The 17,189-nt window shown below is 40.5% G+C and carries 13 protein-coding genes; all 13 read right to left on the reverse strand.

Going from position 1 to position 17,189, the window contains the following annotated elements; translation table 11 throughout:
- Positions 1-99: 99 nt before the first annotated feature.
- The 13 genes from LC608_RS30490 to LC608_RS30550 all read right to left on the reverse strand — a co-directional run bounded on the left by LC608_RS30490 (position 100) and on the right by LC608_RS30550 (position 17,163).
- Positions 100-1,719: a tryptophan halogenase family protein gene (locus LC608_RS30490; RefSeq protein WP_229557141.1), complete on the reverse strand. Its 1,620-nt coding sequence runs from the start codon at positions 1,717-1,719 to the stop codon at positions 100-102.
- Between the two features lie 10 nt (positions 1,720-1,729).
- Complete coding sequence (locus LC608_RS30495; protein ID WP_229557142.1) at positions 1,730-3,949, reverse strand: anthranilate synthase; 2,220 nt, start codon at positions 3,947-3,949, stop codon at positions 1,730-1,732.
- Positions 3,950-4,044: 95 nt separating this feature from the next.
- Positions 4,045-5,154: a 3-deoxy-7-phosphoheptulonate synthase gene (gene aroF / locus LC608_RS30500; protein WP_229557143.1), complete on the reverse strand. Its 1,110-nt coding sequence runs from the start codon at positions 5,152-5,154 to the stop codon at positions 4,045-4,047.
- A 222-nt stretch (positions 5,155-5,376) separates the two neighbouring features.
- Positions 5,377-6,483, reverse strand: coding sequence for a methyltransferase domain-containing protein (locus LC608_RS30505; RefSeq protein WP_229557144.1), 1,107 nt, complete (start codon positions 6,481-6,483; stop codon positions 5,377-5,379).
- A 278-nt stretch (positions 6,484-6,761) separates the two neighbouring features.
- Positions 6,762-6,998: a hypothetical protein gene (locus LC608_RS30510; RefSeq protein ID WP_229557145.1), complete on the reverse strand. Its 237-nt coding sequence runs from the start codon at positions 6,996-6,998 to the stop codon at positions 6,762-6,764.
- Positions 6,999-7,008: 10 nt separating this feature from the next.
- Positions 7,009-8,058: an acetylserotonin O-methyltransferase gene (locus tag LC608_RS30515; RefSeq protein WP_229557146.1), complete on the reverse strand. Its 1,050-nt coding sequence runs from the start codon at positions 8,056-8,058 to the stop codon at positions 7,009-7,011.
- 90 nt (positions 8,059-8,148) lie between these two features.
- Complete coding sequence (locus LC608_RS30520; RefSeq protein ID WP_308189951.1) at positions 8,149-9,492, reverse strand: cytochrome P450; 1,344 nt, start codon at positions 9,490-9,492, stop codon at positions 8,149-8,151.
- A gap of 168 nt (positions 9,493-9,660) precedes the next feature.
- A complete protein-coding gene (locus LC608_RS30525; protein WP_229557148.1) occupies positions 9,661-10,980 on the reverse strand; it encodes a glycosyltransferase in 1,320 nt (439 codons plus the stop codon).
- Positions 10,981-11,186: 206 nt separating this feature from the next.
- Positions 11,187-12,365: an acyl-CoA dehydrogenase family protein gene (locus LC608_RS30530; protein ID WP_229557149.1), complete on the reverse strand. Its 1,179-nt coding sequence runs from the start codon at positions 12,363-12,365 to the stop codon at positions 11,187-11,189.
- Positions 12,366-12,406: 41 nt separating this feature from the next.
- Positions 12,407-13,651 carry a ferritin-like protein gene (locus LC608_RS30535; RefSeq protein WP_229557150.1) on the reverse strand — a complete coding sequence of 415 codons (1,245 nt, stop codon included), beginning with the start codon at positions 13,649-13,651 and terminating at the stop codon, positions 12,407-12,409.
- Positions 13,644-15,707, reverse strand: a complete 2,064-nt coding sequence (locus LC608_RS30540; protein ID WP_229557151.1) for a hypothetical protein — start codon at positions 15,705-15,707, stop codon at positions 13,644-13,646. Before LC608_RS30540 ends, LC608_RS30535 begins: the two co-directional genes overlap by 8 nt.
- Positions 15,708-15,719: 12 nt before the next feature.
- Positions 15,720-16,307, reverse strand: a complete 588-nt coding sequence (gene vioE / locus LC608_RS30545) for a violacein biosynthesis enzyme VioE (protein WP_229557152.1) — start codon at positions 16,305-16,307, stop codon at positions 15,720-15,722.
- A gap of 1 nt (position 16,308) precedes the next feature.
- On the reverse strand, positions 16,309-17,163 hold the full coding sequence (locus LC608_RS30550) for a class I SAM-dependent methyltransferase (protein WP_229557153.1): 855 nt from the start codon (positions 17,161-17,163) through the stop codon (positions 16,309-16,311).
- Between the last annotated feature and the right edge of the window lie 26 nt (positions 17,164-17,189).

The following is a 17,189-nucleotide window of genomic DNA, read 5'->3' on the forward strand; positions in this document are numbered from 1 at the left end:
TTCCTCAACCCAACCTACATCTACATCTACATCTGAAGATTAGGTATTGGTTACTGAGAAAACTCTTTTCTAATTCCAGTACCTAATCCTCATTCGCTTTTATCGCGTCAAGCTTGGCTCCAGTTGACGATATTGTTCAACCATCAGTTCCTCTCCTTTATGCAAATTTTTGATATAGGCATAATGCGAAGGCAACTCTTCTAAGAGGTTTTCTGTGATAGCCTCCACAGACCTGAAAGTTATTTCTGCCTTTTCTATGGAGTCCAGTTTATGGTTTAAGATAGGCAAAACTGAATCGGGCAAATAATTCACTCCCGCTAAAATTGCCAAGTAGTTACTATTAGTCCAGAATCTATCAAAACCAGCATCAAAGTTTCGGTTATACCCAAATTCGTCTGTGTAAGGAGTGTTAATAGGAGCGCCAGCCCGATAGATATCTAAGAGGTTCTGCAACGATTCAGGAATTTTGAGGTCGAACTTATTTGCCTTCCAGAATGGCGTATCCTCTCGAGAGGTGGTGCAGTAATGCAGGACTATAAAATCCCTAACATCGTCAATCATGTAAGCGATTCTTTCGTTGAACTTATTACTCAAAGCAGGGTTCATGCTCTTGTCAGGGAAGTACCTAGTTAATTGCTTAAGAGCCGCATAAATAAAGTAAATTCCTGTTGATTCTAGCGGTTCAATAAACCCACTAGATAGTCCGAGACTGACGCAGTTCTTCACCCAAGCTCGCTTAGTTCTGCCTACTCTCATTTTGAGGTGCTTGATGGGAACATCTTTATCTTTAATACCGTGAAATGCTCTAAATTCTTGTTCAGCCTGTTCTGGAGATATGAAGTTTTGGGAATAGACATAGCCTGTACCCAATCGCCCATACTGTGGAATCTCCCATACCCAACCAGAACTGAGGGCGGTTGCTGTTGTGTAGGGTCTAAAATTATTGTCATTGTCATCCGTCGATAACGCAGTAGCCACAGCGCTATCGCACAATAGATTATCTGAATAAGGCAAGAAAGGCTCTTTAAGTGCTTCATTAATTAACAGACCTCGGAAACCTGAGCAGTCCAGATATAAATCTGCGGTATAAGTATTGCCTTTTTCAGTTTTCAAAGAGCTGATAGCACCTGTATCGTCTAGAGCAACATCAACTACCTGATCGACTACGCGCACCACCCCTTGTTTAGTTGCCCACTTAGTTAAGTACTGGGCAACTAAACCGGCATCGAAATGGTATGCATAGTCAACGCTTGCCCGTCCATCCAGAAATTTAGGAGATTTGTATTGTTCACACAATCCTTGGCTTGGGTAACAGCTATGGGCCATCGGGCGTTCATATCCATTGAGCCGTTTTTTCAGCCAGTAGTGCGTCAGTGGAACACCATCGCATTCTTTGGCTTCCCCAAAGATGTGAAAAAATGTATTGTTTTTGGTTACAGAAGGCGGATAAGCCCAATTAACGTACTTAATCCCGATCTTAAATGTCGCGGTACATTCTGGCATCCATTCGGATTCTGAAAGCCCCAGAAAATCAAAGAAATCCGTTCGTATACTCGGTACGGTTGCTTCTCCCACGCCCACCGTGGGAATTCGATCTGACTCGATCAGGGTAATATTAACGCTTCCTTGCAAGGTTTTTGTCAGATAAGATGCTGCCATCCAACCGGTTGTACCGCCACCAACAATGATGATGTTTTGAATTTTGTTATTTGAATTCATGATGTCTCTCCTAGATTTTGATTGGAAGTTGATTTACATAAGAGAACTGAGTCTGCCTAGTTTTGGCGTATGCAAGGATGACGTTCTTAATAATTGCTAGACCAACTTCTCCAGCCAGACTCATAATTGATTCTGGATGAAACTGAACGGCGGCAATTGGCAATGTCTCATGCTCGATACCCATAATCACGCCATCATCCGAAATGGCTGTAACTTTCAGTTCTTGAGGCATATTTTCAGGTCGAGCAAACAACGAGTGATATCTGCCAACCTCAAACGATCGCGGCAAGTCTTTAAAAACCGCAGAGTCGGAATTCACAACCGAAACACGAGATATTTTGCCGTGTTGAGGATAATTGAGAACTCCCAACTTACCCCCGAAAGCTTCAACAATTGACTGTAATCCCAAACACACACCAAAAATAGGGATTTGCCGTCTTGTGCAAGCTGCGATCGCTTCTGCTACTTGAAAGTCACTTGGTTTTCCTGGCCCCGGAGATAAAACCACAAGGTCTGGAGATTCTGCATCAAAGACTGATTCAGAAAAACCATGACGCAAAGTTGTGACTGTAGCACCGGTTTGACGGATGTAGTTTGCTAGTGTGTGAACAAATGAGTCTTCATAGTCAATGAGTAAGATATGTTTGGCTGGTTCAGCGCTAGCTTGATGATGGTCAAAATTTGAGTTGCTTGAGACATCAGTACTGGTCTGCTTCGTCTGATAAAGTGTCTGAAAGAGGGCAGCAGCTTTGGTGAGAGTTTCTTGGGCTTCGGCTTCTGGAACCGAGTCATAAAGAACTGTCGCCCCCACTCTTACTTCTGCGATCGCATCTGCAAGCTGGATAGTCCGTAGAATTAAACCGGTGTTTAGATGACCTTTAAAGGTTAAGTAACCAACCGCTCCACCATACCAACGCCGAGGACTACGCTCGTGTTGTTCGATAAACTTGATTGCTGCCCGTTTTGGCGCTCCTGTGACTGTGACTGCCCAAAGATGGGTAAGAAATGCATCTAAAGCGTCAAACTCAGGTCGCAGTAAGCCTTCAACATGATCTACGGTATGGATTAGATGACTGTACAACTCAATTTGGCGGCGACCAATCACTCGTACTGACCCAGGCTCACAAATCCGGGATTTATCGTTGCGGTCAACATCAGTACACATTGTCAGTTCAGCTTCATCTTTGCGTGAGTTAAGCAGCTGAAGGATTTGAGTGGCATCATCGATCGCATCTTTTCCTCGCCTAATTGTACCACTAATTGGGCAAGTTTCAACACGCTTACCTTCTACTCTAACAAACATTTCTGGGGATGCACCAATTAGATACTCTCTACCCAAATTAAAGATAAATCCATAGGGACTGGGATTAATCTGCTGTAAAGTTCGGAACAGCTCTGCGGGGGATTTTTCGCAGGCTTTAAAGAAGCTTTGACTAGGAACAACCTCAAATAAATCACCCCGACGGAAGTAATCGAGTGCTTTTTCGACTTGAAGAGCATACTCGTCAGTTGCATGATCGGACCCTTGAGTAGGAGTACGACGTTTACCTTGGTAATTAATGTCTTCACTCCTCTTCGATAAACCCTTAGTGCTACCATGCTTAGTCTCAAATTCATACTGCACAAGAATTGCGCGTTGCAGATAGTAGTCAACAATTACTAATTCATCAGGTAAATATAACAACAAATCTCGCTGCTCTGGAGAACGTGGGAGTAGCTTTCGCATTGGCTCAAACTGGAAAACTAAATCGTAGCCAAATGCACCGTAGAGTCCTAAATGGTTATCTTCAGAACTCTCGAAGGCAGATAAAATCTCTCGAACAACACTAAAAACAGATGGTTGCTTGCTTCGTTCTTCTTCAGAAAAAAAACGTTCTGTTGGTCGGACAAAGCCAGTTATATAACCTTCCTGCCAATTGACTGCCTGAAGTTGCGGTTGCTTTAATAGACGCTCTGCCAGATAATTTAACAGCACCATACCTCGCTGATTATGTGCTGTGAGTGTAAAAGAGTTCTCACAAGTAACCAGTTCTAAGGGTGGATTAATAAAGCCGATCGCCCATCTTTTGTATCGTCCTGGATATTCATAACTGCTTGCAAGTAATCCTCCACGCTGAGTATCAATATGTAACAAAACCTCTTCAATCGCAGTTGCCATCGAAGTCTCAGTTACAGTGCGAGATACACAAACTTCACCTTTAGTTGTGTAGCGATGACTATCAAAATTCATTAGCAATTTGTCTCCAACTGCTTTCAAGAGATTTTTACAGAGGTGATTTGCTCTGCAATCTGCTGTAGTTGATGAGATTGGAACATAAAATTCAACTAAAGACTTGCCGAACTGTTTGTGGTTAACTGTCTGTGCAAACCTAAGGGTGTTGTTGATAACGGATATTCTTGAGGCCAATGGCAAACAGCTTGACCGATAATAGCCATCTGTTTCATCAGTTCCTCATATTGTTGCAAGGAGAGGGACTGAGAACCATCAGAAAGAGCCTTCTTGGGATTTGGGTGAACCTCAATCATCAGAGAATCTGCTCCAGCAACGATCGCAGCTTTAGCCATTGTTGGGACATACTCTGCTAGACCAGTACCGTGGCTAGGATCAACCATAATTGGTAAATGAGTTAGCGATCGCAAAACCGGTACAGCCGCAAGATCGAGTGTATTTCGCGTATATTGTCGATCAAAGGTGCGTATTCCCCGTTCGCACAAAATCACATTTGGATTACCTGCTGCCAAAATGTACTCAGCCGCCATCAACCACTCTTCAATTGTTGCGGATAAACCTCGCTTCAGTACAACTGGCTTACTTATTGCCCCGACTCGTTTCAACAATGAAAAATTTTGCATATTGCGGGCACCAATTTGGATCATGTCTGCAACCTCCGCCACTTTCTCCAGATCGGCTGTATCCATGACTTCAGTTACAATACCCAAACCTGTAGCCTGACGTGCTGTTGCCAGCAAGTCTAAAGCTGGCGCACCGTGTCCTTGGAAAGCATAAGGAGAGGTTCGGGGCTTATAGGCTCCTCCTCGCAAAAACTTAGCACCAGCCGCCTTGACAAATTGAGCTGTCTGCACAATCATTTCTTCATTTTCTACTGAGCATGGTCCAGCGATGGAAACTATCGGATAATCTTGACCAAATTTTACTAATCCATTCGGTGTTGATACAATTACCGAACTCGGCTCTCCATGACGAAATTCTAAACTCGCTCGTTTATAAGGCTTATTTACCCGGATAACCTTTTCAATAAAAGGACTTAATTGTTCGATTTGTTGAGGATTGAGAGCAACTGTATCACCGATTAAACCAATAGCAACTTGCTGTTTGCCAACAATTTGTTCTGGGATGACATTCCAACTATGTAATTCTTGACAGATTCGCTCAATTTCTAAGGCAGGAGTACCAGGTTTGATGACTACAATCATGGTTTAAATTCCCGTTTAAATGATCGTTAGACTTGATTTTCGGCTTAACCGATGGCATAAATGGTATCAATACTGCGTAGATTTTGCCTAAAAAATTACTTTGGTGTAGGTTGGGTTAAGGAACGAAACCCAACATTTTCAAGGCTTTTTTGGGTTGAATGCAGTGAAACCCAACCTACAAATTTTCTTAACCAAGTAGTATTGGAAGTGGGGTTTTCAAGATTACTTCTTCGCAACTATACAAGTTACCACCGGGTAATCTGGATGAAAATTATCTAGTTCATGAGGCAATAATTCTTCTGCTGAAATTCCCATAAAACTGGCTACAACTGTTAAAGGATTGCCGTAAACAGATAATTTTTGTTGGGAAAAATCCCGAAATAATTGTTTCATTCCGTCTGGAAGCGGTCGCCAATAATCTCCAGGCATATCATGCAATCTTTGAGCGCTCGGAACCAAGCAAAAACATTGACCACCTACTTTCAACCAATTGTAAATATTTTGGATAACTACCCAAGGATTATGACAGTGTTCCAACACATTAAAAACCACTATTGCGTCTAAAGATTCTGGTGTGATCGCTCCTAAGTCGTGAACATCTCCTATTTGGGTAACTCCTGGTCTGGGTGCTACATCTAGAGTTTGATATTCTGTGACATCAGAAAACTGATAAAGTTCTCGATTTTGCAAAATTCCCCCCAGTTCCATTACGGTTCCTACAACTTGGTGTCGAATTTCCTTAATAAATTTACCCAAATAATATCGATCTATAGGAGTTCCTCTGGTAAATCCAAACAGAGGACATAAAGGAGAACTCCGTCTCAAATCACCCCATTCTAAAGTACTTACAGCCGGGGAGAGCAGACCAAGTGTTGCTAGATATTCTACTGATTGCTTAAAAGTTTCAAAACTGCTAATTTCTTGTTCATTTCCTGCAAAACTTTCTTGAGAAAATAGACAACGCATTACTTGAAAACTTTCTTGACTAATTACATCTAAATCGTACTGTTTATCTGGATTTAGTATATTAACAAATCCTTGCTGAACAACCTTCAAAAGTCTATCAGCAATTAAAACTATGAAATTATTTGACTCCTTATATACTTGCTTACATTTTTGTAATACATTCTGGGAAATAGGTAAAAAACTAACTTTCTGAAATTTTTGATATGCAACTTCTAAAGACTTCTCATGAATAAAAATTTCTAGAATAGTTAGCAAATTTTTATTATCAATAGCCTGAGTTTTATTTTGTTTCCAGTCAAATACAGCCCAGACTTGAGAATCTTTCACTGTCAAAAATCCACTAGCTACATAAAAATTTTTCATTCTGATTATTCCTCAATAATATCTCTTTACCAGCGTCAACCAATTTTGGATTTTAGATTTAAAATTTTCGATTGACCTCGACTACCCTTCGACTGCGCTCAGGGCATAGCAAGGATGTCGGGCTTGGGGATGCAAGAATTTTATTTAAATTAATACCAATTTGAAAAATGATTGCGACATATGGACAGCCAAAAGCCTTACTAATAACCTGTTTCACAATCCAAGCTCCTTGTGGGCGGCTTAGTTGTCCCTGTTCCCTTTCATTTTTACCTTTGTGATTAAATTGCTTGGCGAGAAACCAGCTTTTCAAAACTTACTTGGGTTTGATAGAGCAGCTTTTCGCTTACCACTGTTTGCTTAGAATGGGGAACATAATTCTGAGCTTGTAACGCCATTTGAAGTTGAATATGGGCTACATATTCACTCAATTTACTATGGAATTGCTTGGTATTTTCTTCATTTACATTGCCATAGTATTCTGCTTGTTCATTGAGTAAAAAGGATGAATTTAACATTGAAAGTACCTCATATTTTTACGCCTTCAACAATACTGCATGATGACTTAGTTGGGATAACTTTTGTCAGTCGAAAACCTGCCTCAATAAAAAGCTTTTCAAACTCATCGGCAGTGCGTTCGCGTCCACCATCCGTTCCTATCAGCATTTGCAAATCCATTAACTTAACGCCAAAATATCGCTCGTTTCCAGAAGGAACTACCGGTTCAATTACAAGCAGCTTGCCATTTGGTGGCATTGCCTGGTAGCAGTTCTGAAGAATCTTATTGGCGCGATGATCGTCCCAATTATGAATAGCTAATTTGATGATATAGATATCTCCTCCACTTGGCACGGATTCAAAAAAGTCTCCGCCTACTAGTTCATAGCGTCCTGCCAGTTCTTTATTATGGAAAAAATCTGCTTTTTTAGCGCGTTCGATCACACTCGGTAAGTCGAAGAGAATGCCCGTTATAGCAGGATTAGCCTTGAGGATAGCAGTAAACAAGGCTCCATATCCCCCACCAACATCAACCAACTTAGAAATCGTAGGAAAATCATAGACATCCAGGATGGCATGATTGATGATTTCGGAATAATCGGTCATCGCTTGGTAATAGTTTTTCCCAAGTTCAGGATGCTCAACAAAGTAGTCAAACATACTCATCCCAAACTGATGCTCAAATGCTGGAATACCCGTCTTAATAGCATTGAACAAATTACCTAAGCATTGCCAGTTCCAATCCTCACCCATCGCCAATGCCATAGAACGCATTGAACCAAAAGCATCTATCTGAAGATATGTTGCTAATGGTGTCAATTCAAAGTAGCGATCGCCTACTTCAATAAATATGTTGACACTTGCTAAAGCACGCAGTAATCGATACAGAAATTGAGCATCAACTTCGGTAGCTTTTGCTAGTTCGTCACTGCTTTTTGCACCGTCTTTGAGTAAATCAGCAATACCAAGTTTAGCTGCTACGTAAATGGCTTTACTTACGTACATACCACTTAACAGCTGTATTAAATTGTCAAAATGTTCTAAAGCGTTGTTTTGATTGCAAATGACTGTTTGAGACATAGATTTTTTCTTCTAGTACCATTTATTTCACGAAATTCCTAATACAAATCACTTTCTTGCTTTACTCTCATCTCCCCCTGACTTTATTTATTAACGTTTGGTGAGCGACATTTTCAGTCCATACATGGGACGCAGTAAAGCCGCAGGTGGAAAAGCAATTGGATGTCCCGGCACCATCGTCAGCCGAAACTTTTGGGCAATTGTTACTAATAGCAATACCATCTCCATGATTGCAAAACGCTTACCAATGCAAACTCGTGGCCCACCTCCGAAGGGGAAATAGGCAAAGGTGGGTAGTCGTTTGATTAAATCCTCTGTCCAGCGATCGGGATTGAATACATCTGGACGATCAAAAAATCGGGGATCTCGGTGCATTACCCACTGACTCATGAATACCGTCGTCTTAGCGGGCAAAATATATCCTCCAATTTCACATTCTTGCACGACCTCACGAGCTATGCTCCAAATGGGCGGATACAGGCGCATAGATTCTGAGATAATCATCTCTGCATAAGGCAATTGGGGAAGATCCGCAACTGTAGGAGATCGTTCACCCAATACTGTTTGTAGTTCCTCGATCAATTTGCTTTCTACTTCTGGATGCTGTGATAGCAGCATCCATGTCCACGACAGGGCATTAGCAGTAGTTTCATAACCAGCAATGAAGAGGGTCATTATCTCATCGCGTAATTGTTGGTCAGTCATTTGACTACCATCTTCACTCTCTGCGTATAAGAGCATAGACAGTAAGTCACCAGCATCTTCGTTACTAGCTCTGCGCTGTTTAATGAAGCTATAAACAATCTTGTCTAAACGCTGAACTGACCGTAGATAGCGCAAGTTGCCAGGTGTGGGAATGCGTTCCGGCAACATAAACAAACTAGTTGCCCGCGCATTAAAACTGTCCACTAGCACTTTCATGGTGTCAACTATCTTTTCGGTTTCGTTAGCCACATCAACATCAAAGAGTGTCTTCGCCACAATACTTAAAGTCAGATGCGAAATTTCCTGTTGAACATCGTAAATTTCACCATCCTGCCATTTGGCAAGCATTCGCTTCGTATATGCAACCATCACATCTCCATAAGCAGAAATGCGATCGCGATGGAAAGCTGGTTGTGTCAGCCGACGCTGACGATGCCAAAAGCTTTTTTCACTTGTAAGCAGTCCGTTGCCTAAAAGGATTCCCTGCATAATCCGGGGTTTCTGAAAGTGGCTACTTTTGTTAGTCAATACTTCCTCAATGTAATCAGGATGGTTGATTAAATAAACTGGTTGCAAGCCAAATCGGAGGCGAACGAAATCTCCATACTTGCGAGCACAACTGCTTAAGAAACCGATCGGATCGCGTTGAAACTCAGGGATATGACCGATAATAAAATGCCCTTTTGGTTCTGGTGGGATGCGTGGAATGCTTACCAAAGTCGTAGCCATCAGCATTGCTCCTTCATTAAACAAGCCTTGGAATATAAACGCAAAGTAGAGAGAATGAAATTTTAAACGTTAACAGGACTTACGCAAAAATTATGTGAAAGCCTTGATTTCTCGTAGGGGCAATTCATGAATTACCCCTAAATTTGGTACTTGATACGTAAGTCCTAATTAAGTATGAACTAGAGTTTTTTTGAAAACTGGCTGTTTTGTTGATGCTAACTGTTCGAGTAATACAGCAGCTTCAGTAGGTGCATCGTAACGAGCGATGTCAGCTTTCAAAAGTTGAGCTTTCTGTCGATAATGGGGTGACGCTAGAATTTTCTGAACAGCATTTTTTAGTTGGGTTGGGTGAGGTTTTTTAGTTTTCAGGTTCACACCCACCCCAGCCCATTCGATCCGAGCGCAGATTTCTGGTTTATCCTCAGTTTGACCTGCGGCAACCATTGGTACACCATTGGCGAGAGCAATATGTACACCATGAGGCCCACCGTTAGTCACCATGACATCAACGTGAGGCATGAGATACTCATGAGGAATAAACTGCTCCAACCTGACGTTTGTCGGCATCGGATTGATATTAAGACTGTCAATCGCTTTACCACCCGTTGTGGCTACAACAAGCACATCTTGGTTGTCGGCAAATGCTTTGATTGTGGGAAGAATTAAATCATCTGCCTCGGTTGATACTGTACCCTGTGTAACATGAACGACTACTTTACCACTGTTCAATTCGTCCCACCAAGCGGGAGGAGTAAAAGAATTGAGCTGTTCTGATAATGATGCTCCAATAAAATGTACTTGGGGAGGCAAGTCACTACGGGGATACTCAAACGATGGAACCGTCTGCTGTAAATATAGAAAAGGTGATAAAGCAGCATCAAAAAAATTTTTATAGTCAGGCGATAATCCGATGCTGCCTCGAACTTGGTCTAAGTAGACAGTAACATCTTTGAACAGGAATTGCTGAAATCTGTTCAACCAATAATTACGAAAACGTCCGAATGCTGAAGCATCTGGTTGCATTCCTAATCCAAAAGGAGCTGTATCGCAACTGCTGAAGAATAGTCCCGTTGTACCCAAAGTTGCCCAAGGCGGCCCTCCCTTTTTATGAACCCAAGAGGGTCCCAGGAAAAACATATCGGATAAAATAACATCAGCTGGAAACTTTTGCAATATTTCGGTAAGCTCTTTAAACTGTGTTGCTGCTGAGTCAATAAAAAGGTGCTTGAGGCAGAATTTAAATTGTGCTAGTCCCTTTAAAGAAAACCCTTCTTCTTTCAAAGACTCAGGGATAGTGTCTGGTACAGTGAAATCAATACCTATACGAATAGGAACATGGTAAGCGCCAGTCTGTTCCACCTGAGATTGAAAACCAATACCTGTATACCACCACACTTCATGACCGCGTTCTACTAATTTCCGAGCAATGGGCAAAGCCGGGTTAACGTGTCCAAAAGCGGGGATTGTACCTATAAGAAAACGAGCCATTGCAGTAGACCTAAGAGGATGTTTTACAAGTTATGAAGCCAAAAATTAGGCTGGACTGACGCAGATGTTACCGAAAACTTTATTCTTGGTAGAGGTAATTCATGTAGACGCAAAGCGGCTTTCCACTGGGTATTACCCCGTTATTTTTTACGTAAGTAACTCCTGATGAGAATGGATTCACCACCTTAAAAGGGCTACGGGGTTACCTAAATGATTGGAGTGTTATGCGGTAATCCCAGTTGCAACTTGCCATAGACTTCGTTAGCACCATCAAAATCGAGCATAATATGGGAGTAAATCATGGCAATATCTCGTGCAAAACGCTGTAATTCTTCAGTTAAATAATGCGATCGCGATCCCATCACATCTAAGACTTCATTGATAATCGACTTACATTCCTTCACTGCTAATGTACACTGCACCCTGTATTTAGCTCTGTCATTTAAGGTCAGGGATCTGGTTTCAGTTTTGAGGATCATATCCTTAATACTATCGCGCATTAACAGTTCTACTGTTTCCAATCTGACCATAATATCTGATAATCTGACAAGAGCTGTTTGTCTGACTTCTACATTCTTGTCTAAAAAACTGTGCAGTTTATCTTTGTAAATCTGGATGACTCTTTTAGCTGCGCCAATAGCCGGAGCCGTTCCTGATAAAGCCGTAACTGGTGCAACACACCATTGAAAATTAGTACTTTTTAAAACTTTGGAACCTGGAGAATTACCGTTTAGCAGATCGATGAGATTTACTACTCTGTACTCAGGAACGAATACCTCATTGATTTGAATATCGTTGCTACCGGTTCCTTTCATTCCGGAAACATACCAAGTATCTAATATTTCCACCTCTTTCTGTGGAAGTAGAAAAACCTTTGGTACAGGCTTCTCATCTGGGGAATTAGGTAAATACATACCTCCAACAATTACCCAAGAGTCATGTTTAACTCCAGTAATGAAAGGCCACCTTCCAGTCAGAATATATCCACCCTGTGTCTTGATTGCTTTGCCTTTGGGACTAAAAGTTGCAGAAACTAAATTGTAATTATTATCTGCAAAAACTTCTCTTTGAGCTTCCCAAGGAAATAATCCTACCATCCAGTTGTGTACCGACACCAAGCAAGTAACCCAAGCTGTGGAAACACATCCCTGTCCAATATAATCGCAAATATCAAACACAACATCTAAGGGCATTTCATGTCCACCGAACTCTGAGGGAGTCATCGCACTGAAAAAGCCTGCTTCACAAAGCTTTTTCACAATTTCGTCTGAAATATTCCCTCGTTTTTCAGTTTCGATCGCTACTTTAGCAACTTCGTCTCTTATTTGCCGGGCGTTTTCGATAATTTGTTCTCTGGTTAATTTCTTGATATTTGCAACAACCATTTTTAACTCCTATTGTGGGGCGATCACTAACTATGTTTCGTTCAATCAAGATTCTGAGTAAAGTCGATAAAAAACAGCAATAACTCCTTAATCCTATCTGGCACAGTCTTTAAGCTTTGAGCCTTGGCATAAAGCTTTTCAAACTTATAAACGATTAGCTTTTGTGCTGTTTTATCGTAGGGGATATACTGGATCGGTTGTGACAACTCGAAAGAAGGGCCAGCAGTTTTCTCTGGTATTCCTGATTCCAACGTCATCAACAAAATTGCCAGTGGACGCAGTAATACAGCCATAATTTCTAAGGAAGTATTCATTAATCTAGACATCCTCAGAGACTCTGTAGGTCTTTTTCCAAAATGCTGAACCATCATTTGCATACTGATTTCAAAGCAGCCATTAAAAATCTGCATCACTTCGACAGTCTCTTCATTCAATACCTGATTAGTCCCAGATATTGAAGCAATGCTAGGATTTTTTAATGTTGGATAAGCGTGAAACCAATCACCTTGTAAATTAAATTCCTGGAGGTAGTGATAAATATTTTGAAATTTATTAAAGTGCGAATCCTCAAATACCTCAACCTCTGCATTGGCTCCTTCACCTTGTTCGGTAATTAGGTCAATAGTAAATAAGGCTGAATCTAAATCATCTACCTGACATTGATAATTTGGATGATGTGTGTTCGTTTTTTTATTTAGATAAAGGTGATGTTCACCTCCAGTTTTATTTTTCTCAACCAAAATTAATTCAGGATTATTTACTAGAGCAATCCTGATTTTCTGATAAAGTTGACTAACGCTACTATAAGTCGTTTTCCCATTAGTGCTGTGTCCTGCAACTGTTCTGTCTTGATAATAAGAAGGCCATTCAAAGCCGATAAATCGTTTTAGACAGTTTTCAGAGAATGGCTCAAGTGCCATTTCCACACCAAGAGGGTAAAACTTTGACATCTTTGAAAAGTCAGGTGTGCAAGTATGGAAAGAACCACCTACAGCCATTAAAAGATTATTAGCCATCAGGAAGTGAATCATTTCTTCCCTCGCAATCCGCAGGATAATACCTCGGATACCTTGATTCATTCTTTCCTCACCATCACCACACATGAAGTTCAAATGTTCTGGCTTCCAGATGCCCCGTTTTACATATTCCTGTCCACTCACTAAATTGGGTATGGAATAAGCAGCATAGAGATACTGAAGCATCAAAGACATTTCCAGTTCTACTGCATCTTTGAGAGCAACTATTATCTCTTCAGCAGTGGTAATTTCCTCTTTAATCTCAATCATCTTTTACAGCCTTTTTGTGACAACAAGGCAGATAACCGATTTGTGAAACATTCATCAGAAACTTTTGAAAAAGCAAAGCTTTAGGGTAAGATAACTCCCTGGTAGGAGGCATATAATAGGATTTATCTCTGTTGCTCGGATCGCACATTTGCCAGGATAGCAAAGAGAAAGACTCTACTCTGGCCTTGTTTCCAAGACTAAAGATTTCTCGATTCATAAAAGGATAGAGCAGTTCATAAAATTGCAGAATATGCTCGTACATTAGCTTAAAGTCTACGTCAGATTCAGGAACATCTATCAAATGCCAGTCATGAGGTAGCACTTTGATATGTATAACATTCGTCTTGTTCCAAAAATTAAGTTGGTTACTGTCATCGTAAACTTTAAAGGGGTCTTGTTGCAACAATTCCTGAATCAATTCATTTTCGCCTTCTCCAACAACAAAAACAATTCGCCCTCCGCCACTTTTTAGCCCTCTAAACGTAACTGTTGCCTTGCCGTATTGATTAGTATTAAACTTTAATTCTGTCTGAAATTGATTGCTGCTTTTCAGGCGATCGCATTTGACAAGGCATAGTTTATGTTCTTGAGTATCTGGTAATTTGTCCTGTTGAAATTCTTCAACTTTAAAGGGAAAATTAGCCGGATTATAAACTTGATGCAAATGGATATTGTTGACTGTGTGCGGCATCCCTCTGACAAAACTTCGGATTTCGATGCTCTCATCGAAAAATATGCCTTTTTCCTCAGAAGGAATTTCGAGGTAAATATTAGCTCGATCTGCTTGAATGATAATCTCTTTTTCTTGCAAGATTGAGACAAAGTTTCCTTGGGTATCTTGGATTGCGATAAACAAAGAACTTTCACAAATTTTTTCCCAATGTTCGTTGCTAAGTTCAATTAAGTATTCAAAATCAAAAATCCCCGATGTCTGGTAATAAAAATGCTTTTGCAAATTTTTAACAGAAATAAAGGTTAAAGGTTCTTCGATCCCTTTGCAAAAAATGAACAAGTCGTGCGGACTATAGAACTCTCCATGTTCAGGAAGCGGTCCACTTGAGTGTGATGGTGGTCTTCCATCAACAGGAAGTGCAATTGGCATATTTAAGCTCAAGTGTTCTTTGAAAAGTTCAACCGAAAGAGTACCCCAACCTTCCACGAGATTTTGACTGGCTATATCCTGTAATGGGTAAAGAATCCTTCCCGCCGGATAAGTAGTCATTTCTCGCTCCCCATACCATATCCCGACAGTACCGACTAAACTGTACCAAGTTGGTGTATTGGGTTGAATTGGTTCACTGGCATTGAACAAACAGTATTGGACAACAATGCCTTTTGCCGCTTCATCTTTTAGAGTTTTTTGAAAGGCTATTAATGCATCCGAATCTAACTCATCACTATTTAAATAAAAATGCTCTTGGTCTTTTTCTAACACGAACTGATAGACCGCAGCTTTTCTAATTTCTTCATCATTCCAGTGTTTAGGAAAATTGATGATGTGATTATTTTTATGCCAGCGAGCGTGGTGAATTTTCTGAACACCACCATTAATTAAGTGACTAGAACTAATAGAAGCTTCTTCTCCACCTAAAGTAAAATGCCCTGCATAAATCTGTCTAGTCCACTGCGAAGCAGAATCAAGTTCTACTACTTTTGGTTGATTAAAAGTAGTACCTAAATACTCATTGTAGTGTCCCCATAAATCAACTGATTTACCAACCAAAGGGTCATCGGTGTTTATGACTCCAAATTTGGTTTGTGTACTAACTACCTTAGCATTCCACGAAACTCTACTATTCCCTTCTAAATCACGACCAGCAGCTTCGCTAAATATGCCTTCTAGGTCTTCTTGACCTTCACGGTTGTATTTTATTCCTAGATGAGAGTAGTACTCGTAAAAAGCTTCTGGAGGTACAGAAGAGTCAACTCGTTTTTGACCCATGTAGATTTCATTAGTTGTTAAGTCAATATTTCCAGCCTTATTCTGGTTTCCGGTCGGCTCGTGAAAACGGCACCACCCTGAAAAATGAATTCTCGGAAAATTTAAGACACTCATGAGGAAAATCCCTCAATACTTAAAAACTTTTTGGTCAATTTGGTCAGTTGAAGGATTAGGTAAATCACGAATTAGCATTTGCCCGTTCTTGAACTGTTGCATCCTGACTAATTCGTTGCTACCTTTTTTCAGATAGAAGCGATGCATATTAAAGGGATTATCTCGCTCAAATTCCCAGCAATCTACCTCCATCCCTAATATTTTTTCAGTTCCTTGAAAGGTGGCTTTTCCAGTAATCAGAATGTCTCTTGGAACAATTGAGTTATTAGCTTTAACTTCCTGACCTTCAAGTTCAGCAACATCATAGTTAAATGCTGCGGTTACGTCATTCTCTTGTTTAATGTGATAAGGAAGTTTGGAAACAAGGCTTTTTCCTTGACCGTAAAAAGTTACTTCTGACATCCATAACTGATAGCCCGTTTTTTCAACATCCCAAGGATTAAAAATACCGTCTATTCTATACACTTCCGATTCGTAGTCAAACCAGACAGACCCGGATGAAATAAAATTTCCCTGTTTCATCGGCGACCAGTAAGTAATGTAAGCTGAAGTCCATTGAACTGGTAACAAAGGTGGCTGAAAGTTATGATTTTTATCCATGTCACTTAACTCCTTTGACAACAATATTTTTTGCTGGTATAGACACAAAATAACTATCGTAGTATTTTGCTACATTTCGATGAATTTCTTCATGAATTTGATTAGCTATTTGCTCTGGAATATTGGCGAAGATTGCATCCATCTGAGGAGACATACTCCTGATAAAATTCCAGAAAGTCACAGGTGTACCTTGCCAACGCCAGTGGATTTTGGCATAGTCCCACTGAATATCTGAAAAACCTACACTTTCAAGTAATCGGGCAAAGTCGAAAGCAGTAATTAAATTAAAATCTGTTGAGGCTTTGTCTACATTGGTTGTCTCTGTGTACTTTGTCAATACATCTAAGTAGACATTTTTGATTTCGCCATGTGCTTCTTCACCCCAATCAACAACGACAATCTCACCACCTTTTTTTAATACTCTGTAGGCTTCCTGAAGTTGCCTAATTTTTAAATCATTAGCCAAATATTGCATACCAAAGCGACAGCAAGCAGCATCAAAACTTTCATTTTTAAAGGGCAAATCTAGAGAATTACCTAGCTTTCCTGACAAGTTTTTGATATTTCTGTTGCTAGCGCGTTTTTCCAGTTCTTCAATAAATTGGGAAACAAAGTCAAGACCTACTATCTCACCCTTTTCACCTACTAATGTTGTTAATGATAAAGTAGGATCACCTGCACCGCAGCCAATATCTAGAATTTTTTTTGCTTCCAAATCAGAAAAAGTAGAAACGATCAGGTCTGTTGATTCTTTTGTCCAAGCGTCTACCAAATCGATATTTTCGCAAAGTGCCGGGGCTAGTTCCACCCATCTGTCGTACAACCGTTGAACGGCTGGAATTTCTGTGCTAACCATAATCTTCAACTCCTGAAGTGTTAATA

It is taken from the genome of Nostoc sp. XA010, assembly GCF_020829625.1.
In the GTDB taxonomy this organism is placed as follows: Bacteria; Cyanobacteriota; Cyanobacteriia; order Cyanobacteriales; family Nostocaceae; genus Nostoc.

Coding starts and splice junctions, on each gene's coding strand:
- LC608_RS30510 (WP_229557145.1), bottom strand. CDS start 6,998: ATGTTAAATTCATCCTTTTTACTCAATGAACAAGCAGAATACTATGGC.
- LC608_RS30520 (WP_308189951.1), bottom strand. CDS start 9,492: ATGGCTACGACTTTGGTAAGCATTCCACGCATCCCACCAGAACCAAAA.
- LC608_RS30495 (WP_229557142.1), bottom strand. CDS start 3,949: ATGAATTTTGATAGTCATCGCTACACAACTAAAGGTGAAGTTTGTGTA.
- LC608_RS30490 (WP_229557141.1), bottom strand. CDS start 1,719: ATGAATTCAAATAACAAAATTCAAAACATCATCATTGTTGGTGGCGGT.
- vioE (WP_229557152.1), bottom strand. CDS start 16,307: ATGGATAAAAATCATAACTTTCAGCCACCTTTGTTACCAGTTCAATGG.
- aroF (WP_229557143.1), bottom strand. CDS start 5,154: ATGATTGTAGTCATCAAACCTGGTACTCCTGCCTTAGAAATTGAGCGA.
- LC608_RS30530 (WP_229557149.1), bottom strand. CDS start 12,365: ATGGTTGTTGCAAATATCAAGAAATTAACCAGAGAACAAATTATCGAA.
- LC608_RS30535 (WP_229557150.1), bottom strand. CDS start 13,651: ATGATTGAGATTAAAGAGGAAATTACCACTGCTGAAGAGATAATAGTT.
- LC608_RS30515 (WP_229557146.1), bottom strand. CDS start 8,058: ATGTCTCAAACAGTCATTTGCAATCAAAACAACGCTTTAGAACATTTT.
- LC608_RS30505 (WP_229557144.1), bottom strand. CDS start 6,483: ATGAAAAATTTTTATGTAGCTAGTGGATTTTTGACAGTGAAAGATTCT.
- LC608_RS30550 (WP_229557153.1), bottom strand. CDS start 17,163: ATGGTTAGCACAGAAATTCCAGCCGTTCAACGGTTGTACGACAGATGG.
- LC608_RS30525 (WP_229557148.1), bottom strand. CDS start 10,980: ATGGCTCGTTTTCTTATAGGTACAATCCCCGCTTTTGGACACGTTAAC.
- LC608_RS30540 (WP_229557151.1), bottom strand. CDS start 15,707: ATGAGTGTCTTAAATTTTCCGAGAATTCATTTTTCAGGGTGGTGCCGT.